The organism is Microlunatus sagamiharensis (assembly GCF_900105785.1).
Taxonomy (GTDB): domain Bacteria; phylum Actinomycetota; class Actinomycetes; order Propionibacteriales; family Propionibacteriaceae; genus Microlunatus; species Microlunatus sagamiharensis.
Genome location: NZ_LT629799.1, coordinates 2,157,826 through 2,179,256, shown reverse-complemented (window position 1 = coordinate 2,179,256; position 21,431 = coordinate 2,157,826). Strand labels below are relative to the sequence as shown.

Below are 21,431 nucleotides of genomic sequence, written 5' to 3'. Positions count from 1 at the left end.
CGACCGACGCCGGTCGCGACGGCTGCGGTGTGGCGCTGGGGAGGGCGACCGGGTTCAGCTGATGCCGACGAGTCCGACGACGCCGAGCGCGTACAGCACGAGCACGGCGAGGGAGTCGACACCCATGCCGAGCACCCGCCGCTGCGGCCGGAAGATCAGGCCGGTCGTGTAGACGAGGGTCAGGAGCATGGCGATGGCGGTGAGGTAGATGTCGCTGCTGTTGGCCTGGGGGAGCACGGCCTTGCCGGAGAGCAGGGCGGCGACGAGGAACAGCACGGGCAGGAAGGCGTTGCCGCCGAAGATGTCGCTGACGGCGAGGTTGTCGTCCCCCTGGCGGATCGACTGCAGGCCGGTCGAGATCTCGGGCAGGGAGGTCGCGAGGGCGAGCACCGTGGCACCGAACAGCACGCCGTCGAGCCCGACCTGCGAGGCGGCGGCGTCGCCGGTGCGTTCGAGGACGACGCCGGCGCCCAGGGTGAGCAGGGCCGCGACGGCGAACACCAGCACCGTACGGCCGGTGGAGTGCTTCTGGTGCTCCTGGTGGTGCGCGGGCTTGCGGCGCCGGTGGCCCTGGGGGTGCGGTGAGCTGTCGGGCGCGCGGCCGTCCTCGTGCCAGGGCAGGTGCGACCCGGAGCGGCGGACCAGGAGGAGGCCGACCAGCCAGACGACGGCGATGAGGACCACGCCGGGGGTGAGGCGGGCGAAGGTGAGGTCGGAGGGCAGCTGGCTGCCGGCGACGACGACGGTGAGGACGGCGACGACGACGAGGGCCTCGACGACGAGGGTCAGCGACGCGGCGCGGTAGGTGAGGGGCTTGACGTCCTTGCCGCGCTTGCCGAAGCGGTCGAGGACGACCAGCACGACGGTCTGCAGGGCGATGCCGCCGAGGATGTTGCCGACCGCGACGGAGATGTTCCCGCTGATCGCGGCGCTGACGGTGATGGCGAGCTCGGGCAGGTTCGTGGCGACGGCGAGCACGATCAGCCCGCCGAGCGCGCTGCCGAGGTGGAAGCGGGTGTCGAGGACGTCGGTCGTCTTGGACAGCTGGATCCCGGCGAACCAGACGACGACGGCGGCCACGACGAACAGGCCGATGAGGGCCCACAGAGGCAGGGCGCTCATCGGGCGAGTGCGCCTTCGGGCTCCACCGAGGCCGCGGACCGGATGCCGCCGACGAGCGTCGGCTCCGGGTGCGGGTGGGAGAACGTCTGGTGGTGGCGCCGGCTCGCGCGCGCGTGGTGCTGCGCGGCGCGTTCGACGAGCTCGGCCGCCAGCGGAGCCAGCGGCTGGTCGTCGCGCCACAACGCCCGGAGACGTCGACGCAGCGGGGGGCCTTCGACGTCGACCTCGACCAGGGTGCCGGCGGCGAGCTCGACGCCGACGGCCAGGTCGCTGAGCACCGCCGGGCCCCAGCCTCCGATCACCGCCTCCACCACCGCGTGGTTGGTCGGCAGCTCGGCGAGCGGTTCGGGACGGGGAACCCCGACGTCACGCAGGGCGTGGTCCAGGGCGAGCCGAGGCGCCGACCCGGGTCCGCGGTCGATGAGCCTGGTCCGGGCCAGCTCGGTCCGCGAGACGCGGCGCGGGTGGCGCTCGGCCCAGGGATGACTGGTGCTGACCACGAGCAGCAGGACGTCACGCCCCACCTCGCGGTCGCTGAGGCTCGAGGAGGCCTCGTGGCCCTCGACGAACCCGACGTCCGCCGTCCCGGCCGCGAGGGCGTCGGGGACGTCCTCGGAGTCCATCGACTCCAGCCGCATGGTGGCACCGGGGTGGCGACGGGCGAGCCCGGCCAGCCACCCGGGGACCAGGTGCTCGGCGACGGTCTTGCTCGAGGCGATCGTGAGCCGGCTGCCGCCTCCGTCCCGCAGCGCCGACAGCCCGGCGTCGAGCGAGGACGCCGACGCCATCGTCTCCCGTGCCCAGTCGGCCACGAGCACGCCGGCACTGGTCAGCCGGGAACCGCGTGGTGTGCGTTCGACCAGCTTCATCCCGACCTGACGCTCCATCGCCCGCAGCCGTGCCGTCACCGCCGGCTGCCCGAGCCCGTGCTGCCGCCCGGCCTCCGACAGGCTGCCGTGCACCCCGATCGCCATCAGCAGCTGCAACGAGTCCAGGTCGGGCAGGCGGCGCATGGCGAAGACTCTAGGGCCCATCGACGTAGGTGATGACCCCATCGGCAGCTCGGATGTTTGCTCACCGTGGGCTCAGGTGACGCACGCACGGTCGATCACGACCACCCCCCCTGACCCGATCCAGGAGACGCGCAACGGTCCGCGTGCGCAGCAACTCGTCGTGGGCCAGCTGCCTCACGGCGTCGAGCGGCGACGGACGCCGACGTCGTCCCGAGCAGTCAGCGAGGCCCGGTCGTCGGCGGGCTAAGGACCGCGAGTCGTCGTTCGACGCGGCCGGGTCACGAGGTACGCCAGGAAGGCGAGGAACACCACCTCCGCCAGCCACCACCACCACTGCTCCTGGGTGATGGCCAGGAAGGCGTACACGCCGGGCAGCACCGAGAAGAGCACCAGCGACCACCGGCGAGTGCGCACCATCTCGTCCCGCCGACGCCTGACCAGCTTCAGCCGCACACCCGCCAGTCCTACCGCACTCCGAGCCGAGCCGAGCCGGTCGGCGGTCCGACACGTGACCTTCTCCGGCTCGTCGTGAGGCTCGTGTCGCGAGGAATGCTGAGGAATGATGCGAAGCACCAGCGGGGCCTCGATCACAGGGCAGAGGATCGTTCTCCGTGTCGAGGTGTGCCCCAGACCGGCCGAGAACCGTGAGGTCGAACGCATGAGTGTCAGAGCGCGGTGGACGGTGCGGATCGCGATCGTGGCGTTCGGAGTGCTGATCGGTGGTGTCTCGGTCGTCGACGCTGCGATGCAGGCGTCGGGGTTGAGCGCTGCCCCGGCTGGACCTGCTCGTCGAGCAGTGCTGGCGTCAGCGGCCGGCGGGCTGCTCAAGGGGCTCGGTCTGGGCGGCGTCTTCTTCTGCCAGGCGGCGGAGTTCCGGGACTGGTCGTCCTGGTCACGGCCGCTGAGGCCGCTCCCCGGAGCGGGGTCCGGGTTCCGGCGCGCTCGTCGTGCTGCTCGGCAGATCGACGGCGTCGAGCCGTACGGACCCGATGAGGTGGCCCGTCTGCGTCAGCTCGCGGAGCACAGGGTGTCGCTGCGCCGCTCCACCGTCGTGGGCAGGCTCGCCGCGGTCAGCCTGGTGGTGTTCTTCGTGGGCGTCGTGCTGTTGCCTCCGAGCCTGGAGCCGGTGACCGGGCCGGTGTTCGGCCAGGTCCTCCGGGTGCTGGCGATCATCATGATCGTCTTCCTGGTCGCGGCCTGCGTCGTCAGCTGGCGAGCGACGACCGACAAGAAGGCCGAGGCCTTCCTCGAACGGACCGCGACCCCTGCTCCCGACGGAGCCGCCACCCCCAGACCTGACCAGGGGGCATCCGAAGCGTCGCCGTGACGGACAGGTACGGCTCGTGGGCACCCTCGCCGATCCGGCGGTGTCCCCACGTCGCGCTCGACCGCAGACCGACGGACATCCCCCTTGCCCGCACGGAGGACTGCCCGGGGCCTCCGACGCGGTGTTCACTGGTGCTCGTGCTTCGCGGCCTCGGGTATGCGGCGGACGGATCGCTCGTGGACGACACCGGGCACTCCTGGACCCGCGTCAGCAACTGGGTCGAGCCGTCCGATGCGGAACGCCTCGTCCGGGCGGGGACGAGGTTCGTGGTCCAGGAGTGCTCCTCGCCTCCTGCGGTCGTCCGTCCTGAGCGCTTCAGGCGGGACGTCAAGGCGCGCATGATCACTGCGGCCGGCCTGGGCGGCCACGAGGGCACGAGCAGGGTCCCGACGATCATGGTCGGAGAGCTCTGGCGCAGCGCAGACGGCGTCGAGCTCCTCCTGTTCGTCGAGCAGGACCCGCGCCCGCGCGGTGCTGAGGAGCTCCAGGACAGCTGGTGAGGAGACCCAGGCCCTCCATCGGCGACCCTCGAGCGGAGCTCGCAGCCGGCCTCCCGACGAGGACGAGACGGTGACCGCGACGTCGTCGCACGCGAGGGTCTGCTGCGGCGTCACGGAGTCGGCTCGAGCGGTGGCTCTCGCTCGAGCACGTCGGTGAGCCACCGGAGGTAGGAGGGCTGGGCGAGGCGCAGCCGCGGCAGTTCGTCCGCGGTGAACCAGCCGATGGCATCGTGCTCGTCCGCTTCCGCGTTGATCGGTCGTCCGATCCAGCGTCTGGTCAGGAACGCGTGGGCGACGACGGCGGGGTCGTCGTCGGGAGCGTCGATGGACTCAAGGTCGAGCACGTCGACGCTGATCTCCTCGCGGCACTCGTCGTGCCGCCTGTTCGGGCGATTCACCCGGTTCGACGTGTCCGCCGAAGAGGTCCCAGCAGTCGGGGTACCAACGTCTCGCAGGGTGACGGTGGCCGAGCATCACGCGTCCGTGTGCGATCAGCGCCACGATCGCTACCGTCTCCGTCACCGACGCAGTAGACCACCGACGCCGCTTCACCCCGGGCTTCGAGGTCGGTGACCGCGAGTGACCGTCGGACGAGACGGCAGCGACCGTGCGCTCACCGATCGAGAACGACCCCGACGTCGGTCAGGCGGTCGCAGGCCCTGGTCGCCGTTCACGCCCCGAGGAGCCGTCGTCGGTGGGATGCTCCACTGGTGGACAGCGACGCCGACGTCAGTACGTCGACGCTCCTGATCGGTGCGGGGGCCACGATCGCCCTGCTCGTCGCCGGGTTCCTGGTGGCTGAGGCCGTACTGCCTCGCTACGTGTACGAGTCGTACCTCCCGGCCTTGACCTTCCTCCTGGTCTTCATCCAGGTGCACCGGAGCAGGGCCGAGCGCCGGCGCGAGAGTCATTGACCCCGGCCCGCGCGACGCCGGGCTGAACCCGCCGACCCTCGTGCGGGAGCACGGTCGGGCTGCGGTCCGAGGTCGGTGCGGCTTGCTCGTGGTGTCACCTGTCCGCCGGCGTCATCAGCAGCAGCGTCCTCGAGCGCGATCGTCGTAGCTCGCGCATCGACAGGATCGCCAGGGCAGCGGCGGCCACAGCGTCGCCCCACCACCACGGTGAGGTCAGGAGAGCCAGCACGGCCAAGACCAGAGCACCGGCACCCAGGATGGCCTGCGCGGCGATGCCCTTGATCGCCGCCTCGTACGACAGACGTGCCAGTCGCTCGGCCTCGCGCCGTACCGCTTCGTCCGTCGGGACGGGTCCGCGCTGGCTGGCCGCCAGCGCCTGGACGCGTTGCTCCATCGACAGGTGTCGGTCAGCGGCGCGGTAGCGATCGCGCCGCTCCCAGATGCCGAAGAAGGTCGTGCCGGCGGCGAGCAGCACGCTCTGGACGAGCGACTCGCTGGCAGCGGACTCGGGGGGTCGACCGGTTGCCAGGTGGAAGCAGAGCAGCGAGGCGAGAACCAGCAAGAACGACGCCACCAAGCGGGGCAGGGCGTGCCGCCACTCGATCGGCGGCACCGTCGGTCTCCTGACGGGGACGAACACGACAGCAACCTAGGGCGGGTCCGCGCTTTGCGAGAGCGGTTCGACCACCGGGCACACGAGATCCGCCGTCGTGCCGGAGAGCCACCGATGCCTGGAACGCACGAGGTGCTGCGACCTGGTCGTGCATCAAGGAGCACCAACCGCCACGACGGCGACAGCAGGAGGGTGCTGCCCACACTCGTGCAGAGTGCGTCGAGCGTCGACCTTCGTGAAGAGGGCGGGGTGCGCTGACACGTCCGACGTCGGGCGTCCCGTCGAGCAGGACGCTGCTCGATCAGGTACCGGGCGCGATCGGCGGGTCCAGCAGGCGTCGGGCCAGGGCGTGCACCCGTTCGCGTAGCTCGCCCGGCTCCTCGACGACGACGTCGGTGTCGAGGTCGGCAGCGAGGGACACGAGCACTCCGGGCACCCAACCCAGGCTCTCGACACGCATCCGTACGCGCACCCAGCCCGTCTCCTCGGCGGGAGCCACCACCGCGAGGCCCGGAGGCAGGAGCGCGCCAACCTCGTCCGGCGTGGCGCGGACACGCACCGCGACGCGGAGACGCCACGGCGTGGCGACCAGCCCCTCGAGCACCAACGACCGCACGTCGAGCTGGTCGGGAGGGTCGAACGTCCCCTCGCCGAGCTGCACGCGGTCCACCCGGTCGAGGCGGAAGGTCCGGACCTCTCCGCTGAGCGAGTCGGCGCCGCACAGGTACCAGCGGTCGCGGTGCGCCACCAGGCCGTACGGCTCCACGGTCCGTCGACGGACCTGGCCGTCGCGGACGTGCTCGATCCTCAACGGCCGCCGGTCGCGCGTCGCCTCGGCGACGAGCAGGAGAACCTGGGCCTCGTCCGGTGGTGCGGTGTGGCCGGGACTCAGGTCGGCGACCTCGAGCAGCGAGTCCATCCGCGCGGCGAGGTGTCGGGGGAGCACCCGGCGCACCTTGCCGGCCGCGGTCTGGGCGGCGGAGTCGGCCGCACCGCCCTCGGCCCCCGTGTCTCGCGCGAGCAGGCCCAGCAGCACGGCGAGCGCCTCGTCGCTGGTCAGCATGAGCGGTGGGACCCGGTAGCCGGGCATGAGCCGGTACCCGCCGTACGTCCCCCGGACCGACTCGACCGGCACCTCGAGATCGAGCAGGTGCGCCACGTAACGCCGGACGGTGCGCGCGTCGACGTCGAGGCGTCCGGCGAGGTCGGCGGTCTTCCACACCCCGCCCGACTGCAGGATCTCCAGGAGGGCCAGGACACGGGCGGTCGGTCGAGCCACCGCCGAAACGTAGCCGGGATACCGGGCCGGAAGTGTCCGGTACCGGTCCTAGCGTCGCCGTCATGAACCTCATCTCCGTCCGGCTCATCACCGACCACGTCGACCGCCTCGTCGACTTCTACACACGCCTGACCGGCGCGTCCGTCGACCGGCCGACACCCGACTTCGCCGAGCTGCGGACCCCGAACGGCACCATCGCGATCGGCAGCACCCGGACCGTCGGGCTCTTCGGGCCGGGCTCGGCGGAGCCGGCCGCGAACCGCTCGGCGATCGTGGAGCTGATCGCCGAGGACGTGGACGTGGTGCACGCCGAGGTCAGCGGCTGGGCCGAGGTGGTGCAGGCCCCGACGTACATGCCCTGGGGGAACCGCTCCCTGCTGGTGCGCGACCCCGACGGCACCCTCGTCAACGTCTTCACCCCCGCCACCGATGCAGCACGGGAGAAGTTCGCCCGCTTCAGCCGCTGACCTGGCCGCGCCCCTCCAGGGACGGACGTCCACACGCCGTCCGCCCGACGCCGACCAGCAGGACCGGCTCAGCGCGACGGCTCCTGCGGGACAGGTCCGAGCTCACCAGGCGACGACCCCGTGCCGGTCGGTGAAGGTCCCGGTGGGGCCGTCGGGGCCGACGGTCGCCATGGCCACGACCGCGTCGGTGCCCTCGGTGACGGTCTGCGGGCCCGAGTTCCCGTTCAGCTCGGTGGCGGTGTAGCCGGGGTCGACGACGTTGACGCGCAGCTCGGGCAGGAACTGGGCGTAGACCGTCGTGATCATGTTCATCGCGGCCTTGCTCGCGGAGTAGGCGAGCGAGGGGACCTGGCTCTCGATGCGCGAGGTGTCGGCCCGTACGGCGAACGAGCCGAGCCCGCTGCTGACGTTGACGACCACGGGGTTGGCCGAGCGGCGCAGCTGGGGGAGGAAGGCGTGGATCGTCCGCACCGCGGAGACCGTGTTCGTGTCGAGGACGGCGGTGATCGCGGCGGCGTCCACCTGGTCGACGGCGGTCGACGGCCCGGCGATGCCGGCATTGTTCACGAGGACGTCGAGGCCGCCGAAGCGCTCCTCGACCTCGCGCGCGGCCGCGGCGACGGAGGCGTCGGAGGTGACGTCGAGCTCGACCCAGTCGACGCCGAGCTCCTCGGCGGCCCGGGCGCCGCGCGCCGCGTCGCGGGCGCCGATGACGACGTGGTGGCCGTGCTCCTTCAGCCGACGCGCGGTCTCGCGGCCGAGGCCCTTGTTGCCGCCGGTGATCAGGGTGGTCGTGGTCTGGGTGGTCGGGTGCTGGCTGGTCATGCGTCCACCCTGCGCGTCCCGTGGAGAAGACGGGTAGGAGCGCTCGACCCTGGGAACCGCGGTACCACCCAGCGCCCGCGGCGCGGGTCAAACTGGTGGGGTGACGACCACGAGCGACCTCGCCGGGCTGCTGCGCGCGTGGCGCGACCGCCTGCAGCCCGCGGCCGTCGGCTTCCCCGCCGGACGACGGCGTACGCGGGGCCTGCGCCGCGAGGAGGTCGCGCTGCTCGCCGGCCTGTCGGTCGACTACCTGGTCCGCCTCGAGCAGGGGCGGGCCGAACGGCCCTCCGCGCAGGTCGTGGCGTCGCTGGCCCGGGTGCTGCAGCTGTCCGACCCGGAGCGCGACCAGCTCTACGCCGCGGCCGGCCTGGCGGCGCCGTCCTCCGGACTCGTCCCGACGCACATCCCGGGCAGCGTGCAGCGCCTGCTCGCGCGCCTGCCGGACGTGGCGATCGGCGTCTACACCGCGACCTGGACGCTGCTCGTCGCCAACGACGCCTGGTCGGCGCTGCTGGGCCCCGCGGTGCCGGGTCGCAACCTCGTCGCGCAGGCGTTCACGGGCACCGGCGTCCGGGTGCTGCGCGAGCCCGAGGACGAGCTCCGCTTCCAGCGGGCGCTGGTGTCGGACCTGCGCCGGGCGTCGATCCGCTACCCCGACGACCGCGGCGTGGACGAGCTCGTGGCGCACCTGACCCGGGCGAGCGCGACCTTCGCCACGCTCTGGGCCGAGGCCACGATCGTCGAGCACCGCTCCGAGCCGAAGACGTTCGACCACCCGGTCGTCGGGCCGCTGACCCTGGACTGCGACGTCTTCACCGCCGCGGGCACCGACCTGCGCGTGGTCGCGTACACCGCCGTGCCGGGGAGCGAGGACGCCTCGCGCTTCGACCTCCTGCGGACCCTCGGGACGACGCAGGCCGAGGGGTGGCCCTCGACCGATGAGGCGGTGCACGATGTTGCCCGACCGGGGAGCGTCGAGGAGGAGAACGCGGGTGGCTGACGAACGAGGTGCGGAGGAGGGCTTCAGCGACGCCGAGCGCGCCGCCATGAAGCAGCGCGCGGGCGAGCTGCGCGAGCAGGCGAAGGCCCCGAAGGGCGCGGCCAGGAAGGAGCGCGAGGCGCAGGCCTGCACCGACGCCATCGCCGCGCTCGCCGGGACAGACCAGCTGGTCGCGCAGCGGCTCCACGCGATCGTCGCGGAGGAGGCGCCCCAGCTCGACCCGAAGACCTGGTACGGCTTCCCGTCCTACGCCCGCGACGGCAAGGTCGTCGTCTACTACCAGCCCGGGTCCAAGTTCGGCACCCGCTACGGCATGGTCAGCTTCAGCGAGGACGCCCACCTCGACGACGGCCCGTCCTGGCCCGTGTCGTACGCCATCCTCGAGGTCACCGACGAGGTCGAGCGCCGGCTCCGGGACCTCGTCCGCCGCGCCGCCGGCTGAGTCCGGCAGGTTCCCTGAGCGTCAGGGCAGCGCTCTGCACCGGACACGAGACCTCGGGGGCAGGGAGCGGACCTGAGGTCGTCGCGCCGGGAGAGAGGGCGCCCGCGGGGTCTGGACGAGAGAGCGAGCAGCCGACGCCTGGATCGCGGCAGCGGCTGCCACGACCGGCTGCGGGCGAAGGAGGAAGACCCCGCGGTGAGGCGCCCGAACGGTGGCGCGACGACCGGACCTACAGCGGGATGTTCGTGTGGTCCCCGCGCGTGCCCGTGTCGGCCTCGCGGATCGCGGTGGCGAGGGCCGAGCGGGTGACCTGCGGGGTGACGATCTCGTCGACCACACCGATCTCCACGGCCTTCTCCACGCCGCCGGCGATGCGCTCGTGCTCGGCGGCCAGCTCGGCCTCGAGCTGCGGGCGCACGTCCTCGGCGACCGCGGCGAGCTTGCGCCGGTGCAGGATCCGCACGGCCGCGACCGGGCCCATGACGGCGACCTCGGCGCCCGGCCAGGCGAAGACCTTCGTCGCGCCGAGCGAGCGGGCGTTCATGGCGATGTACGCGCCGCCGTACGCCTTGCGGGTCACCAGCGTGACGCGCGGGACCGTCGCCTCGGCGAACGCGTGCAGCAGCTTGGCGCCGCGGCGGACCACACCGTCCCACTCCTGGCCGACACCGGGGAGGTAGCCCGGGACGTCGACCAGCACGACGAGCGGCACGCCGAAGGTGTCGCACATGCGGACGAACCGCGCCGCCTTCTCCGCGCTGAGGGAGTCGAGGCAGCCGCCGAGGCGCAGCGGGTTGTTGGCCACGACACCGACCGTGCGGCCGCCGAGGCGGCCGAGCGCGATGGTGACGTTCGGTGCCCAGCGGGCGTGCAGCTCGACCGTCGAGCCCTCGTCGAGGACGCCGTTGATCAGCGGGTGCACGTCGTAGGCGCGCTTGGGCGACTCGGGCAGCAGCGCGGCGAGGTCGGTGTCGGCGACCTCCTTGGCGGTGGCGCCCTGGTCGGCGAGCAGCGTGGTGAGCGCGCGGCCCTGGGCCAGCGCGTCGGCCTCGTCGTCGGCGACCAGGTGCACGACGCCGGAGCGGCGGCCGTGGGTGTCGGGCCCGCCGAGGCGGAGCATGTCGACGTCCTCGCCGGTGACGGAGCGGACCACGTCGGGCCCGGTCACGAAGATCCGGCCCTCGGGGGCGAGGATCACGAGGTCGGTGAGCGCGGGCCCGTACGCCGCGCCGCCGGCCGCGAAGCCGAGCACGATCGAGATCTGCGGGATCTTGCCCGAGGCCTGCGTCATCGCGTGGAAGATCCGCCCGACGGCGTGCAGGGACAGGACGCCCTCGGCCAGGCGCGCGCCGCCGGAGTGCCAGATCCCCAGGACCGGTACGCGGTCGCGCATCGCCCGCTCGTACGCCTGCACCACGACGTCGCAGCCCTGCATGCCCATCGCGCCGCCCATGACGGTCGCGTCGGAGCAGAAGGCGACCACGCGCGAGCCGTTGATCGTCCCGACGGCGGCGAGCATGCCCGAGTCGTCGTCGGGCGTGATCAGCTCGACGGACCCCTCGTCCAGCAGCGCGGCCAGGCGGTGGTTGGGGTTGCGCGGGTCGAGCGCGCGGGGGAGCTTCTCCTTCTTGGGAGCAGCGGCGGCGGCCGGGGGTGCGGCGGTGGTGGTCATGGTGGCCCTCCTGAGGGTCGGGCGTGGACTAGCGGGCGGCCGGGGTGGCCGGGGTTGCGAAGGCGTTGGTGAGCGCGACGGCCACGTTGTGGCCGCCGAACCCGAAGGAGTTGTTGATCGCGGCGAGGTCGCCCGTGGGCAGGTCGCGGACCTTGGTGGCGACGTCGGCGTCGAGCGCCGGCTCGGGGTTGTCGAGGTTGATCGTCGGCGGTACCTGGCGGTGGTAGAGCGCGAGCAGCGTGGCCATCGTCTCGAGCGCACCGGCCCCGCCGAGCAGGTGGCCGGTCATCGACTTGGTGCCGGTGACGATCGCCTCGGTGGAGTCGCCGAGCGCCTGGTGGATCGAGCTGATCTCGGTCATGTCGCCGGTCGGGGTCGACGTGGCGTGCGCGTTCACGTGCGCGATGTCGGAGGCGGACAGCTCGGCCTCGCGCAGCGCGTACGTGATGGCGCGGGCCTGGGTGTCGCCGGCCGGGTTCGGCTGGACCATGTCGTGCGCGTCGGCGGTGATGCCGGCGCCGGCGAGCTCGCCGTAGATCCGGGCGCCGCGGGCCTGGGCGTGCTCGAGGGTCTCGATGACGAGCATCGCGGCGCCCTCGCCGAGGACGAAGCCGTCGCGGTCGACGTCCCAGGGGCGCGAAGCGCGCTCGGGCTCGTCGTTGCGCCGGCTCATCGCCTGCATCTGCGCGAACGACGCCATGGGCATCGGGTGGATGCACGCCTCGGTGCCGCCGACCAGGACGACGTCGGCGCGGCCGAGCCGGATCAGGTCCAGGCCGAGCGCGATCGACTCGTTGCTGGAGGCGCAGGCCGACACGGCCGTGCTGACGGGCGCCTGCGCGCCGAGTCGGAGCCCGATGTTGGCCGCGGTGGCGTTGGCCATGAGCATGGGGATGGCCAGCGGGCTGACCCGGCGGGCGCCCTTCTCCCTCTGGGTGTCCCACTGCCCGAGCAGGGTGTGCAGGCCGCCGATGCCGGTCCCGATCGCCACGGCGAGGCGCTGGCGGTCGACCGGGTTGTCGTCCTTGAGCCCGTAGCCGGCGTCCGCCCAGGCCTCCATGGCCGCGACGACACCGAGCTGGGCCGATCGGTCCAGCCGTCGGGCCTCGACGCGCTCCAGGACCTCGGACGGGTCGACCGCGACGGGTGCCGCGATCTTGGTCGCGAGGTCGTCGGGGAAGGAGTCCGGGATGCGGCGTACGCCGGAGCGCCCCTCGAGCAGCGCGGCCCACGTCTCGGGCGCGGTCCCGCCGAGCGGGGTGGTGGCGCCGATGCCGGTGACGACGACACGGGTGCGGGACATCAAGGACTCCTGGTGGTTCGGTGCGAGTGGTGCGGTCTCCGGAGACCGGGGGTGGGGAGTCGCCCCCCGGGTGGGGGGCGCCCCCCCACACCGGCACCGAGTTCCGCGAGCGCTAGCGAGTGGAACTCAGCGGGGGGCGAGGGGGGTCGTCCCCCCTCATGAGTCAGTTCGCGGCGCGCTCGATGTAGGCGACGGCGTCGCCCACGGTCTTGAGGTTCTTGGACTCCTCGTCGGGGATCGAGACGCCGAACTTCTCCTCGCAGGCGTAGATGATCTCGACCATCGACAGCGAGTCCACGTCCAGGTCGTCGGTGAACGACTTGTCGAGCTGGACGTCGTCGACGGGCACGCCGGCAACCTCGTTGACGATCTCGGCCAGGTCGGAACGGACCTCTTCGGTGGTGGGCATCGCGCTGAGCGCTCCTTCTTCTCGGGTGGATCTCGGGTCGTGCGGGTGAACTGGGGTGCGCTGGTCCGGTCGGGATCAGGGCAGGGTGATGACCTGGCCGGCGTAGACGAGGCCGGCGCCGAAGCCGATGATCAGCGCGGTCTGGCCGGGCTTCGCCTCGCCGGACTCGAGCAGCGTCTCCATGGCCAGCGGCACCGAGGCCGCGGAGGTGTTGCCGTGGTTGATGATGTCGCGGGCGATGACGACGCCCTCGGGCAGCTTGAGCGCCCGGAACATCGCGTCGGTGATGCGGTTGTTCGCCTGGTGCGGGATGAAGACCTCGAGCTCGTCGGGCTGCACGCCCGCCGCGTCCATGGCCTCGGCCGCGGTCTTGGCCATCGCGTAGGAGGCCCACTTGAAGACCGGGTTGCCGTTCATGCGCAGGACCGGCCAGGTGGCCGTGGCTTGCGGGTCGTCGACCCCGTCCGCAGCGGCCGCCGCCTGCGCGACCGGGTCGTGCCCGCCGCGCTCGTGGCGGGGGATCGCGGTGTCCCAGGGCTGGGTCTGGGTGATCAGGTCGGCCTGGTCGCCGTCGGAGCCCCAAACGACCGGGCCGATGGCCGGGACGTCGCTCGGGCCGATCACGGCGGCACCGGCGCCGTCGGCGAAGATGAACGCCGTCGACCGGTCGTGGATGTCGGTCAGGTCGGTGAGGCGCTCGACGCCGATGATCACGACGTACTTCGACGAGCCCGCGCGGACGAGCGCGTCGGCCATGGCGACCATGTAGCAGAAGCCGGCGCAGGCCGCCGAGATGTCGAAGGCCGCCGCGCCCTTGGCCCCGAGCTCGTTGGCGATCGTGGTGGCGATGGCCGGGGTCTGCGACAGGTGCGTGACCGTCGAGACGATCACCGTGTCGACCTGGCCCGGCTCGATGCCCGCCCGCTCGATCGCCTTGCGCGCCGCGGAGACCGACATCATCTGGATGGTCTCGTCCTCGGAGGCCCAGCGGCGCTCGACGATGCCGGACCGCGTACGGATCCACTCGTCGGAGGAGTCGATGTAGGTGACGATCTCGGCGTTGTCGACCACACGCCGCGGGCGGTAGCCGCCGACGCCCATGATCTTGGCGAACTGCGCGCCTGTCGACGTCTTGAGCGCCATCAGCGGGTCACCTCGGTCGCGTCGGAGGACTCCACGGTCGGGTGCAGGCGCAGCAGCGGCTGGCCGGGGGAGACCGGGTCGCCGTCCTCGACGAGCCACTCCACGACGATGCCGCCGTACGGGGCGCTCGCGGGGATCTCGTCGCGGCGGTTGCGCACCAGGCCGACGGTGCTGTCGGCGGGCAGCAGCATGCCGGCCTCGACGTCCTCGGTGCGGGTGAAGAGGCCCTTGCCCGGGGAGACGACGAGGCGCCAGGTCGGGTTGCCGTTGATCGGCGTGGACGACCCGGGCTGGGCGCCGTGGCGGCGGATGAACTCCATCGCCTCGCCGGTCTGGTCGGGGGTGTTGAGCGCGAAGAGCTCGACGCCCTTGAGGTTGCGCTTGGCGATGCCGGTCAGCGTGCCGGCCGGCGGCAGCTCGAGCAGGCCCGTGACGCCGAGGTCGGCCATGGCCGCGAGGCACAGGTCCCAGCGCACCGGGGAGGCGACCTGGCCCACCAGGCGGCGCAGGACCTCGCGGCCGTCGTGGACGACCTGACCGTCGAGGTTCGACAAGAGGCGCGTGCGCGGGTCGCGCGCCGAGATCGCCGGGGCGAGCTGCCCGAGACGGTCCACGGCGGGCTCCATGTGCACGGTGTGGAAGGCGCCGGCGACGCTGAGCGGGACGAGCCGGGCCCGCGTCGGGGGGTGCTCGGCGAGCGCGGCGAGCTGCTCGACGGTGCCGGCGGCGACGACCTGACCGGTGCCGTTGTGGTTCGCGGCGGTGAGTCCCTGGGCCTCGAGGGCGGCGAGCACCTCGTCCGGCTGGCCGCCGACGACCGCGGTCATCGAGGTCGGCCGGGCGGCGCTGGCGGCGGCCATGGCGCGGCCGCGCTCGCGGACGAAGACCATCGCGGACTCGGCGGAGAGGACGCCCACGCCTGCCGCGGCGGTGATCTCACCCACCGAGTGACCTGCGGCCACACCCACCAGGGGGTACGCGTCCGCCGGGTGCGGGAAGAGCTCGAGGGCCGCGAGCAGCCCCGCGGCGACCAGCAGCGGCTGCGCGACGGCGGTGTCCCGGATCGTCTCGGCGTCGGCGTGGACGCCGTAGTGCTCGAGGTCGAGACCGCTCACGGCGCTCAGCCAGGTGAGGCGGGTGGAGAAGGACGACTCTTTGACCCAGGGTCCGAGGAACCCCGGGGTCTGTGCGCCCTGACCGGGCGCGACGATGGCCAGCACGTGGTTACTCTTTCGTGACCTCGGGGTGAAAGTCGCGCAGGGACACCACGAATCTTCGGACGTCCTCTTGTTCGGTTCCCACAATCGTGTGACCCGTACGACAGCGCCGCCGGTGTGTTGCCGAGACCCGGGTCACCGGCGCGGCCACGCCGTCCCGGTCCGCCTCAGAGCAGGCGGTCCTCGGACCCCGGCTCGCGGAGCACGCGGACGTCCCACCCGCCGAGCCGGACGCTGGTCAGGCGCTCGGAGGAGCCCTCGACCAGGACGTCCAGCATCGGCGTCGGCAGGTCGACCGTGACCGGCTCCCAGCCCCAGTTGTGCACCACGTGGACGCGGCCGCCGGCGGTATTGGTCGCGGAGTGCACCGTGGTCGACGCGGGTCGCCCGGCCCACGGGTCCTCAGAGGTCCCGGCGGCCCCGACCAGCCAGCGCACCAGGTCGGCGGCGAGCGTGGGGCTGGGCAGCGTGCCCACCGTGGTGATGCGCCCCTGCCCGTGGTCGTTCGTGACGACCGCGGGGAAGCGGCCGAAGTGCGGGTGCTCGTAGCCCAGCACCACCTTGGCGCCCTCGCCGACCAGCCCGTCGACCCAGTCGGTGCCGGCCGCACCGTCGGCGAGGTCGAACGCGTCGCTCTCCGCGACCACCGGCAGCGGGTCGGTGAGGTTGGAGAACTCCTGGTAGCGGACGCCGGCCGCCTCGGCGAGGCGCCCCGGCTTCACGTCGGTCCGGGCCCGGCCCTCGTCGTCGCCGTAGGCGGTCCGCGGCCCGAGCACGAGGTGGCCGCCGGCGGCCGCGTACGCCCGGAGCCAGTCGAGCAGCGCGTCCTGCGCCACGAGCAGCGCGGGGACCACGAGCACGGGCAGCTCCTCCGCGAGCCCCGCCGGGTCGAGCAGCGTCGCGCCGTCCTCGTCGACCAGCTGGGTGTCGTGCACCAGGCGGGCCGGGGTGCCGGCGTCGAACGTGCCGCGGTAGAAGGCGTCGAAGATGCGGTGGTAGGAGCGCTGGTCGTGGTCCGCCGGCGACGACGCGACGCCGGGCACCACGCTGAACGGCGCCTGGAAGGCGAGGCCCCACTTGGAGGCCGCCGAGTAGAGGAGACCGACCCGCGCGTCAGGGCGCAGGCCGAGGACGTGCCGACCGGCCGCCCGGAGGTCGGCCCCGAGGCGGCTGAGCTCGGCGTAGACCCGCCCCGGCTGCTGGTCGTGCGGCAGGATCCCGACCCAGTAGGTCTCGGTGCCGAAGTGGGTCGTGTGCCAGTGCCAGTACTCGATCATCTCCGCCCCGCGCGCCACGAAGGCCCATGCGGCCTGGCGCCATTGCCCGTCGTACGCGGGGAAGTTCGAGGCCGGGCCGCCGATGGCGCCCGCGTTGGTCTCGGTGACGAGGAACGGCGCCTGCTTGCTGGCGTACATCCGGTCGGCGCTGAGGAAGAGGGTCCAGGCCCCGGCCGTGGCCCAGCCCTGCGGGCGGCGCTCGGTGCTGGGGACGGCCAGCGCGTCCTGCATCGCGTAGTACGGGTTGCCCGCCGTCACGTCGAGGGCGCGGGTGAGGCCGACGTCGTCGACGCCGGGGCGCTCGTAGGCGATGCAGGTGGTGACGAACTGGTCGTCGCGGGCGTACTCGCGGGCGATGCCGGCCTGCCACGCGATGAACTCGGTGGTCAGCCGGGCCTGGAACCGTCGCCAGGCGAGGTCGTACTGCGGCTGGTAGTTGCCGTCGGGGTGCCACAGGTCGGCCCAGGTGCTGAGCCGGTGCGACCAGTAGACGAGGCCCCACGCCTCGTTGAGCGCCTCGACGGTGCCGTAGCGGTGCCGGAGCTCGTCGACGAACCGCTCGAACACGCCGTGGTTGTGGAAGAGGGTCAGGCCCGGCTCGTTGTCGACCTGGAAGCCGATCACCGCCGGGTGCCCGGCGTAGCGGCCGAGGATCGCCCGGACGACGCGCTCGGCGTGGAAGCGGAACGCCGGGTGGGAGTAGTCGACCTCCTGGCGACCGCCCCACGGGGTGCGCTGCCCGCTCGCGAACTCGCCGGCGATCTCGGGGTGGCGCCGGGCGAGCCACGGCGGGACCGCGTACGTCGGGGTGCCGAGGACGACCGAGATGCCGCGCGCGTGCGCGCCGTCGAGGACCGGCGCCAGCCACTCGAGGTCGAACTGCCCGTCCTCGGGCTCCCAGGTGGTCCACACCGACTCCCCGACGCGGATGACGGTGAAGCCCGCCTCGACCATGAGGTCGAGGTCGGTCTCCAGCCGGGGGCTGGGCTGGTACTCGTGGTAGTACGCGGCGCCGAACAGCACCTGCTCGCGGGTCTCGCGTGGGGCCATGGGGCGCGTCTCTCTCGTCGTGGTTCGGGTGGCGCCTGCGGTCAGCGGCGCAGCCGGCCCAGGGTCAGGGCCAGCCGCAGCGCGTAGCCGTCGCGCGGGTCGGTGGGGGAGTAGCCCGTCACCTCGTGGATGCGCCGCAGGCGGTAGCGGACGGTGTTCGCGTGCACGAAGAGGGCGCGGGCCGCGGCCTCCACCTGCAGCCCCTGGTCGAGGAACGTCACCAGGGTGTCGAGCAGCCCGCCGCCGGCGGCGACGAGCGGGTCGTAGAGGTCGCGGGCGAGCGCGCGACGCGCGTGCCCGTCGCCGGAGAGCGCCCGCTCGGGCAGCAGGTCGGAGGCGTCGACCGGGCGCGGCGCCTCGGGCCAGGCCGGCGCGGCGCGGAAGCCGGAGAAGGCCTCGCGCGTCGAGGCGGCGGCGTCCATCAGGTGCTCCACCGGCGGGCCGACCACGACGGGTCCGTCGCCGAAGCAGTCGACGAACCTCGACACCACGCTCCGCCCGGCGCCGTCTTCGGTCAGCCCGGCCCCGCCGAGGACGACCACGAGCCGGTCGCCCTGCACGGCGCCGAGCATGTCGAGCCCGGCCGCCGACGCCGTACGCCGCACCGACTCCACCGCGGGACCCGCGTCGCTCTCGGGCGCCGGCCCGACCACGACCACGACGCCACCGGAAGAGCGCCAGCCGAGCGTCGAGGCCCGGGACAGCACGGTCTCGTCGGTCTCGCCGCGCAGCACCGCGTCGACGACGAGCGCCTCGAGCCGGGCGTCCCAGGCGCCGCGCAGCTCGGCGGCGCGCGCGTAGATCTCCGCGGCGGCGAAGGCCACCTCGCGGCTGTAGCCGACGATCGCCGCGTGCAGCACCGGCCGGTCGCCGCGCGGGGCGACCTCGTCGATCTGCTCCTCGACGACGTCGATCGTCGTGCGGACGAGCTCGACGGTCTGCGACAGCGTGATCTTGCGGGTCAGCGCGCGCGGGGCGGCGCCGAAGATGTCGGTCGTCGTCACCGCCTGCGGGTCGGGGTCGGCGAACCAGGTGACGAAGCCGTCGATGCCGGCGCGGGCGACCACGCCGACCCACGAGCGGTGCTCGGCGTCGAGGTCACGGAACCACGGGTGGCGCTCCTCCATCTCCGCGACGGTGGCGGTCGTCATCGCGGCGGTGGCCCCGGACAGGCGCTTGGCCATCGCCGCGCGGGACTTGGGGGCGGGGAGCAGGGACTTCGTGATCCCCCGGGTGCTCGCCGCCATAGGGTCGAGCGTAGGGGTCGGGCGATCGCGTCCGGCCGGGAGGAGGACGACGGTGGGCGACGCGGGAGAGCCGCTGGACCCGGTCGCGGTGCTGCGCGAGATCGGCTTCCTGCTGGAGCGCACCCGGGCCGACACCTACCGCGTACGCGCCTACCGCGGCGCGGCCGACGCGGTCGAGGCGATGCCGGCGGAGGAGCGGGCGAAGCGTCAGGTGGAGGGCTCCTGGGCCAAGGCGTCCGGGGTCGGACCCAAGACGGCGACCGTCATCACGCAGGCCATGGCCGGACGGGTCCCGGACTACCTCCAGCAGCTGCGCGACGACCGCGAGCCGCTCGCCGGGGGCGGCGCGGGCTTGCGGTCGAAGATCCGCGGCGACCTGCACACCCACTCCACCTGGAGCGACGGCGGCAGCCCGGTCGAGGAGATGATGGCGACCGCCCGCGCGCTCGGCCACGAGTACTGCGTGATCACCGACCACTCGCCGCGCCTGACCGTCGCGCACGGGCTCAGCCCCGAGCGGCTGGAGGAGCAGATGGCCCTCACCGCGCGGCTGGGCCAGGAGCTGGCGCCGTTCCGGGTCCTGCAGGGCATCGAGGTCGACATCCTCGAGGACGGCGGGCTCGACCAGACCGACGCGATGCTCGCCCGCCTCGACGTCGTCGTCGCGAGCGTGCACTCCAAGCTGCGCTCGGACTCCGAGACGATGACGCACCGCATGGTCGGCGCGATCGCCAACAAGCGCACCAACGTCCTCGGCCACTGCACCGGCCGGCTCATCGAGGGCTCGCGCGGGACCCGGCCGCAGTCGGTCTTCGACGCCGAGGTCGTCTTCGAGGCCTGCCGGACCTTCGACGTCGCGGTCGAGATCAACTCCCGCCCCGAGCGCCGCGACCCGCCGACGAGGCTGCTGCAGCAGGCGATCGACGCGGGCTGCCTGTTCAGCATCGACACCGACGCGCACGCGCCCGGGCAGCTGGAGTTCCTCGCGTACGGCTGCGAGCGGGCCGAGGCGCTGGGGCTCGACCCCGACCGCATCGTCAACACCTGGGACGTCGACCGGCTGCTGGCCTGGGCCGACAAGGGCTGAGTCTGGGCTCGACCAGCGCCGGTCCGTCTCGCGTCCTCCCGGCCCCCGAGCCGCCACGGCATAGGGTCGAGCCCGTGGACGACGACGCGCTGGCGGCCGATCTCGTACGTGAGGCGGGCGGCCTGGCCTCCCGGATGCTCGACGCGGGGCTCGAGACCCACTACAAGACGTCGATCTCCGACGTCGTGTCGGCGGCCGACCACGCCGCCGAGTCGCTGGTGGTCGGTCGGCTGAACGCGGAGCGCCCCGACGACGGCCTCGTCGGCGAGGAGGGCGCCCGCAGCAACGACGAGGGCAGCGGCCGCACCTGGTACGTCGACCCGGTCGACGGCACCTACAACTTCCTCTCCGGCATCCCGTACTGGTGCTCGGCCGTCGGGCTCGTCGACGGCGAGGGCCCGCTGCTCGGCGCCGTCTACTACCCGGCGCGCGACGAGCTCTGGGTCGGCGGGCGCGGGCGCCCGACGACGCTGAACGGCCGCGAGCTCCCGGCCCTGGCCGACCGGCCGCTGGCCGAGGTCTCGGTCGCGACCTACTCCAACGCCTCGCACCTGCGCGACCGCGCCAAGGCCGCCTCCTGGAACGCCGCGACGACCACCGCGGCGACGACGCGGATGTTCGGCTCGGCCTCCGTCGACCTCGCCGGCGTGGCCACGGGCCGCATCGGCGTCTTCCTCCAGGCGAACCTGCACCCGTGGGACTGGTACCCGGGCGCCGCGCTGGTGATCGGCGCCGGCGGCGTGGCCGAGGAGGTCCTCCTCGGTGAGCAGCGCTGGCTCGTCGCCGGCAACCGGCAGGCCGTGGCCGAGACGCGCACGGCCCTGACCGAGGCGGCCGCGGCCGCCGCGTGAACACCCCCGACGCGGGCGCGGCCGGCGAGGACGCCTTCCCGCCCGGCTTCTTCGCCCGCGAGGACGAGCGCCCGGACGCGACCTTCTACGCACCCGCACGGCTGGTCACCCACATCGACGACGGGGCCATCGCGGCCGTCTCCGACCTGTACGCCGAGCTCGGCGTCGACGGGTCGGCCGGCGAGCCACGTCGTGTGCTCGACCTGATGTCGTCCTGGGTCTCGCACCTGCGCACGGCGCCCGCCGAGCTCGTCGTCCTCGGGATGAACGCCAGCGAGCTGCGCGCCAACCCGATGGCCACCGAGCGGGTCGTGCAGGACCTCAACGCCGACCCGGTGCTGCCCTTCGCCGACGCCTCCTTCGACGCGGTGCTGTGCTGCGTCTCGGTCGACTACCTCGTGCGGCCCGTGCAGGTCCTGCGCGAGGCCGCCCGGGTCCTGCGCCCGGGCGCCCCGGTCGTGCTCACCTTCTCCAACCGGCTCTTCCCCTCCAAGGCGGTCGCCGGCTGGTTGTACGCCGATGAGCCCACCCGATGCGCGATCGCCGCGGCGTACGTGCGCCTCGCCGGGGGGTTCGACGAGCCGGAGGTCTCGCTCCGCACACCGGAGCGCGGCTACCGCGGCGACCCCCTGTACGCGGTGGTCGCCCGTCGCACCGTCGGCTGAGGCTCCGT

Annotated in this window: 22 protein-coding genes and 1 pseudogene; 9 read left to right on the top strand and 14 right to left on the bottom strand. The window is 73.2% G+C overall.

The annotated features are described in order from the left end of the window. Positions 1–54: 54 nt before the first annotated feature. From BLU42_RS09915 to BLU42_RS20585, 3 genes are all read right to left on the bottom strand, one after another. Complete coding sequence (locus BLU42_RS09915; RefSeq protein WP_091074292.1) at positions 55–1,122, bottom strand: sodium:calcium antiporter; 1,068 nt, start codon at positions 1,120–1,122, stop codon at positions 55–57. After that, a complete protein-coding gene (locus BLU42_RS09910; RefSeq protein ID WP_197680700.1) occupies positions 1,119–2,135 on the bottom strand; it encodes a LysR family transcriptional regulator in 1,017 nt (338 codons plus the stop codon). The genes BLU42_RS09915 and BLU42_RS09910 overlap by 4 nt, the downstream gene beginning before the upstream one ends. A 243-nt stretch (positions 2,136–2,378) precedes the next feature. Next, positions 2,379–2,588 (bottom strand): hypothetical protein, encoded by a 210-nt coding sequence (locus tag BLU42_RS20585; RefSeq protein WP_157719917.1) that lies wholly within the window; start codon positions 2,586–2,588, stop codon positions 2,379–2,381. A gap of 229 nt (positions 2,589–2,817) precedes the next feature. Between BLU42_RS20585 and BLU42_RS09900 the strand changes: the two genes are divergently transcribed. Beyond that, positions 2,818–3,462: a hypothetical protein gene (locus BLU42_RS09900; RefSeq protein WP_157719916.1), complete on the top strand. Its 645-nt coding sequence runs from the start codon at positions 2,818–2,820 to the stop codon at positions 3,460–3,462. 176 nt (positions 3,463–3,638) lie between these two features. Beyond that, the gene (locus BLU42_RS09895) at positions 3,639–3,962 is read left to right on the top strand and encodes a hypothetical protein (RefSeq protein WP_157719915.1); all 324 of its coding nucleotides are present in this window, start codon (positions 3,639–3,641) and stop codon (positions 3,960–3,962) included. A gap of 110 nt (positions 3,963–4,072) precedes the next feature. Here BLU42_RS09895 and BLU42_RS09890 read toward each other — a convergent pair. Further along, positions 4,073–4,436 (bottom strand): annotated as a pseudogene (locus BLU42_RS09890) (NUDIX hydrolase). A 236-nt stretch (positions 4,437–4,672) separates the two neighbouring features. On the opposite strand from BLU42_RS09890, the gene BLU42_RS09885 reads away from it, so the two are divergent. Continuing rightward, complete coding sequence (locus BLU42_RS09885; RefSeq protein WP_091074287.1) at positions 4,673–4,876, top strand: hypothetical protein; 204 nt, start codon at positions 4,673–4,675, stop codon at positions 4,874–4,876. A 94-nt stretch (positions 4,877–4,970) separates the two neighbouring features. On the opposite strand, the gene BLU42_RS09880 is transcribed toward BLU42_RS09885, so the two are convergent. Together BLU42_RS09880 and BLU42_RS09875 are read right to left on the bottom strand one after the other, a co-directional pair. Next, the gene (locus tag BLU42_RS09880; protein ID WP_157719914.1) at positions 4,971–5,516 is read right to left on the bottom strand and encodes a hypothetical protein; all 546 of its coding nucleotides are present in this window, start codon (positions 5,514–5,516) and stop codon (positions 4,971–4,973) included. Between the two features lie 274 nt (positions 5,517–5,790). Further along, positions 5,791–6,768 carry a helix-turn-helix transcriptional regulator gene (locus BLU42_RS09875; protein WP_091074285.1) on the bottom strand — a complete coding sequence of 326 codons (978 nt, stop codon included), beginning with the start codon at positions 6,766–6,768 and terminating at the stop codon, positions 5,791–5,793. 62 nt (positions 6,769–6,830) lie between these two features. Between BLU42_RS09875 and BLU42_RS09870 the strand changes: the two genes are divergently transcribed. After that, positions 6,831–7,235: a VOC family protein gene (locus BLU42_RS09870; RefSeq protein WP_091074284.1), complete on the top strand. Its 405-nt coding sequence runs from the start codon at positions 6,831–6,833 to the stop codon at positions 7,233–7,235. A 102-nt stretch (positions 7,236–7,337) separates the two neighbouring features. Here the strand turns inward: BLU42_RS09870 and BLU42_RS09865 are convergent, their stop codons facing one another. After that, on the bottom strand, positions 7,338–8,060 hold the full coding sequence (locus tag BLU42_RS09865; RefSeq protein WP_172825779.1) for an SDR family NAD(P)-dependent oxidoreductase: 723 nt from the start codon (positions 8,058–8,060) through the stop codon (positions 7,338–7,340). Between the two features lie 100 nt (positions 8,061–8,160). Between BLU42_RS09865 and BLU42_RS09860 the strand changes: the two genes are divergently transcribed. Together BLU42_RS09860 and BLU42_RS09855 are read left to right on the top strand one after the other, a co-directional pair. Beyond that, on the top strand, positions 8,161–9,060 hold the full coding sequence (locus BLU42_RS09860; protein ID WP_091074283.1) for a helix-turn-helix transcriptional regulator: 900 nt from the start codon (positions 8,161–8,163) through the stop codon (positions 9,058–9,060). After that, positions 9,053–9,502: a hypothetical protein gene (locus BLU42_RS09855; protein WP_197680699.1), complete on the top strand. Its 450-nt coding sequence runs from the start codon at positions 9,053–9,055 to the stop codon at positions 9,500–9,502. The genes BLU42_RS09860 and BLU42_RS09855 overlap by 8 nt, the downstream gene beginning before the upstream one ends. Before the next feature lie 229 nt (positions 9,503–9,731). Here BLU42_RS09855 and BLU42_RS09850 read toward each other — a convergent pair whose 3' ends face one another. The 7 genes from BLU42_RS09850 to BLU42_RS09820 all read right to left on the bottom strand — a co-directional run bounded on the left by BLU42_RS09850 (position 9,732) and on the right by BLU42_RS09820 (position 18,820). Beyond that, the gene (locus tag BLU42_RS09850) at positions 9,732–11,174 is read right to left on the bottom strand and encodes an acyl-CoA carboxylase subunit beta (protein ID WP_091074282.1); all 1,443 of its coding nucleotides are present in this window, start codon (positions 11,172–11,174) and stop codon (positions 9,732–9,734) included. Positions 11,175–11,202: 28 nt separating this feature from the next. Then, on the bottom strand, positions 11,203–12,477 hold the full coding sequence (locus BLU42_RS09845) for a beta-ketoacyl-[acyl-carrier-protein] synthase family protein (RefSeq protein WP_091074281.1): 1,275 nt from the start codon (positions 12,475–12,477) through the stop codon (positions 11,203–11,205). A 163-nt stretch (positions 12,478–12,640) separates the two neighbouring features. Next, positions 12,641–12,886 carry an acyl carrier protein gene (locus BLU42_RS09840; protein ID WP_091074280.1) on the bottom strand — a complete coding sequence of 82 codons (246 nt, stop codon included), beginning with the start codon at positions 12,884–12,886 and terminating at the stop codon, positions 12,641–12,643. A 75-nt stretch (positions 12,887–12,961) separates the two neighbouring features. Next, a complete protein-coding gene (locus tag BLU42_RS09835; RefSeq protein WP_197680791.1) occupies positions 12,962–14,032 on the bottom strand; it encodes a beta-ketoacyl-ACP synthase III in 1,071 nt (356 codons plus the stop codon). After that, positions 14,029–15,249 (bottom strand): acyltransferase domain-containing protein, encoded by a 1,221-nt coding sequence (locus tag BLU42_RS09830; protein WP_091074278.1) that lies wholly within the window; start codon positions 15,247–15,249, stop codon positions 14,029–14,031. Before BLU42_RS09830 ends, BLU42_RS09835 begins: the two co-directional genes overlap by 4 nt. 164 nt (positions 15,250–15,413) lie before the next feature. Then, positions 15,414–17,573 (bottom strand): beta-galactosidase, encoded by a 2,160-nt coding sequence (locus BLU42_RS09825; RefSeq protein WP_091074277.1) that lies wholly within the window; start codon positions 17,571–17,573, stop codon positions 15,414–15,416. A 41-nt stretch (positions 17,574–17,614) separates the two neighbouring features. Beyond that, the gene (locus BLU42_RS09820) at positions 17,615–18,820 is read right to left on the bottom strand and encodes a PucR family transcriptional regulator (protein ID WP_091074276.1); all 1,206 of its coding nucleotides are present in this window, start codon (positions 18,818–18,820) and stop codon (positions 17,615–17,617) included. A 52-nt stretch (positions 18,821–18,872) separates the two neighbouring features. On the opposite strand from BLU42_RS09820, the gene BLU42_RS09815 reads away from it, so the two are divergent. The 3 genes from BLU42_RS09815 to BLU42_RS21380 all read left to right on the top strand — a co-directional run bounded on the left by BLU42_RS09815 (position 18,873) and on the right by BLU42_RS21380 (position 21,423). Further along, positions 18,873–19,907 carry a PHP domain-containing protein gene (locus tag BLU42_RS09815; protein WP_231918541.1) on the top strand — a complete coding sequence of 345 codons (1,035 nt, stop codon included), beginning with the start codon at positions 18,873–18,875 and terminating at the stop codon, positions 19,905–19,907. Positions 19,908–19,981: 74 nt separating this feature from the next. Further along, positions 19,982–20,758, top strand: a complete 777-nt coding sequence (locus tag BLU42_RS09810) for an inositol monophosphatase family protein (protein WP_091074275.1) — start codon at positions 19,982–19,984, stop codon at positions 20,756–20,758. Continuing rightward, entirely contained in the window at positions 20,755–21,423 is a 669-nt protein-coding gene (locus BLU42_RS21380) for a class I SAM-dependent methyltransferase (RefSeq protein ID WP_091074274.1), read from the top strand. Before BLU42_RS09810 ends, BLU42_RS21380 begins: the two co-directional genes overlap by 4 nt. The last annotated feature ends 8 nt before the right edge of the window (positions 21,424–21,431 follow it).

Bases quoted from the DNA above. Each gene is read 5' to 3' on its own strand.
- BLU42_RS09845 (WP_091074281.1), bottom strand. From the start codon at position 12,477: ATGTCCCGCACCCGTGTCGTCGTCACCGGCATCGGCGCCACCACCCCG.
- BLU42_RS09840 (WP_091074280.1), bottom strand. From the start codon at position 12,886: ATGCCCACCACCGAAGAGGTCCGTTCCGACCTGGCCGAGATCGTCAAC.
- BLU42_RS09870 (WP_091074284.1), top strand. From the start codon at position 6,831: ATGAACCTCATCTCCGTCCGGCTCATCACCGACCACGTCGACCGCCTC.
- BLU42_RS09915 (WP_091074292.1), bottom strand. From the start codon at position 1,122: ATGAGCGCCCTGCCTCTGTGGGCCCTCATCGGCCTGTTCGTCGTGGCC.
- BLU42_RS09865 (WP_172825779.1), bottom strand. From the start codon at position 8,060: ATGACCAGCCAGCACCCGACCACCCAGACCACGACCACCCTGATCACC.
- BLU42_RS09850 (WP_091074282.1), bottom strand. From the start codon at position 11,174: ATGACCACCACCGCCGCACCCCCGGCCGCCGCCGCTGCTCCCAAGAAG.
- BLU42_RS09910 (WP_197680700.1), bottom strand. From the start codon at position 2,135: ATGCGCCGCCTGCCCGACCTGGACTCGTTGCAGCTGCTGATGGCGATC.
- BLU42_RS09820 (WP_091074276.1), bottom strand. From the start codon at position 18,820: ATGGCGGCGAGCACCCGGGGGATCACGAAGTCCCTGCTCCCCGCCCCC.
- BLU42_RS09825 (WP_091074277.1), bottom strand. From the start codon at position 17,573: ATGGCCCCACGCGAGACCCGCGAGCAGGTGCTGTTCGGCGCCGCGTAC.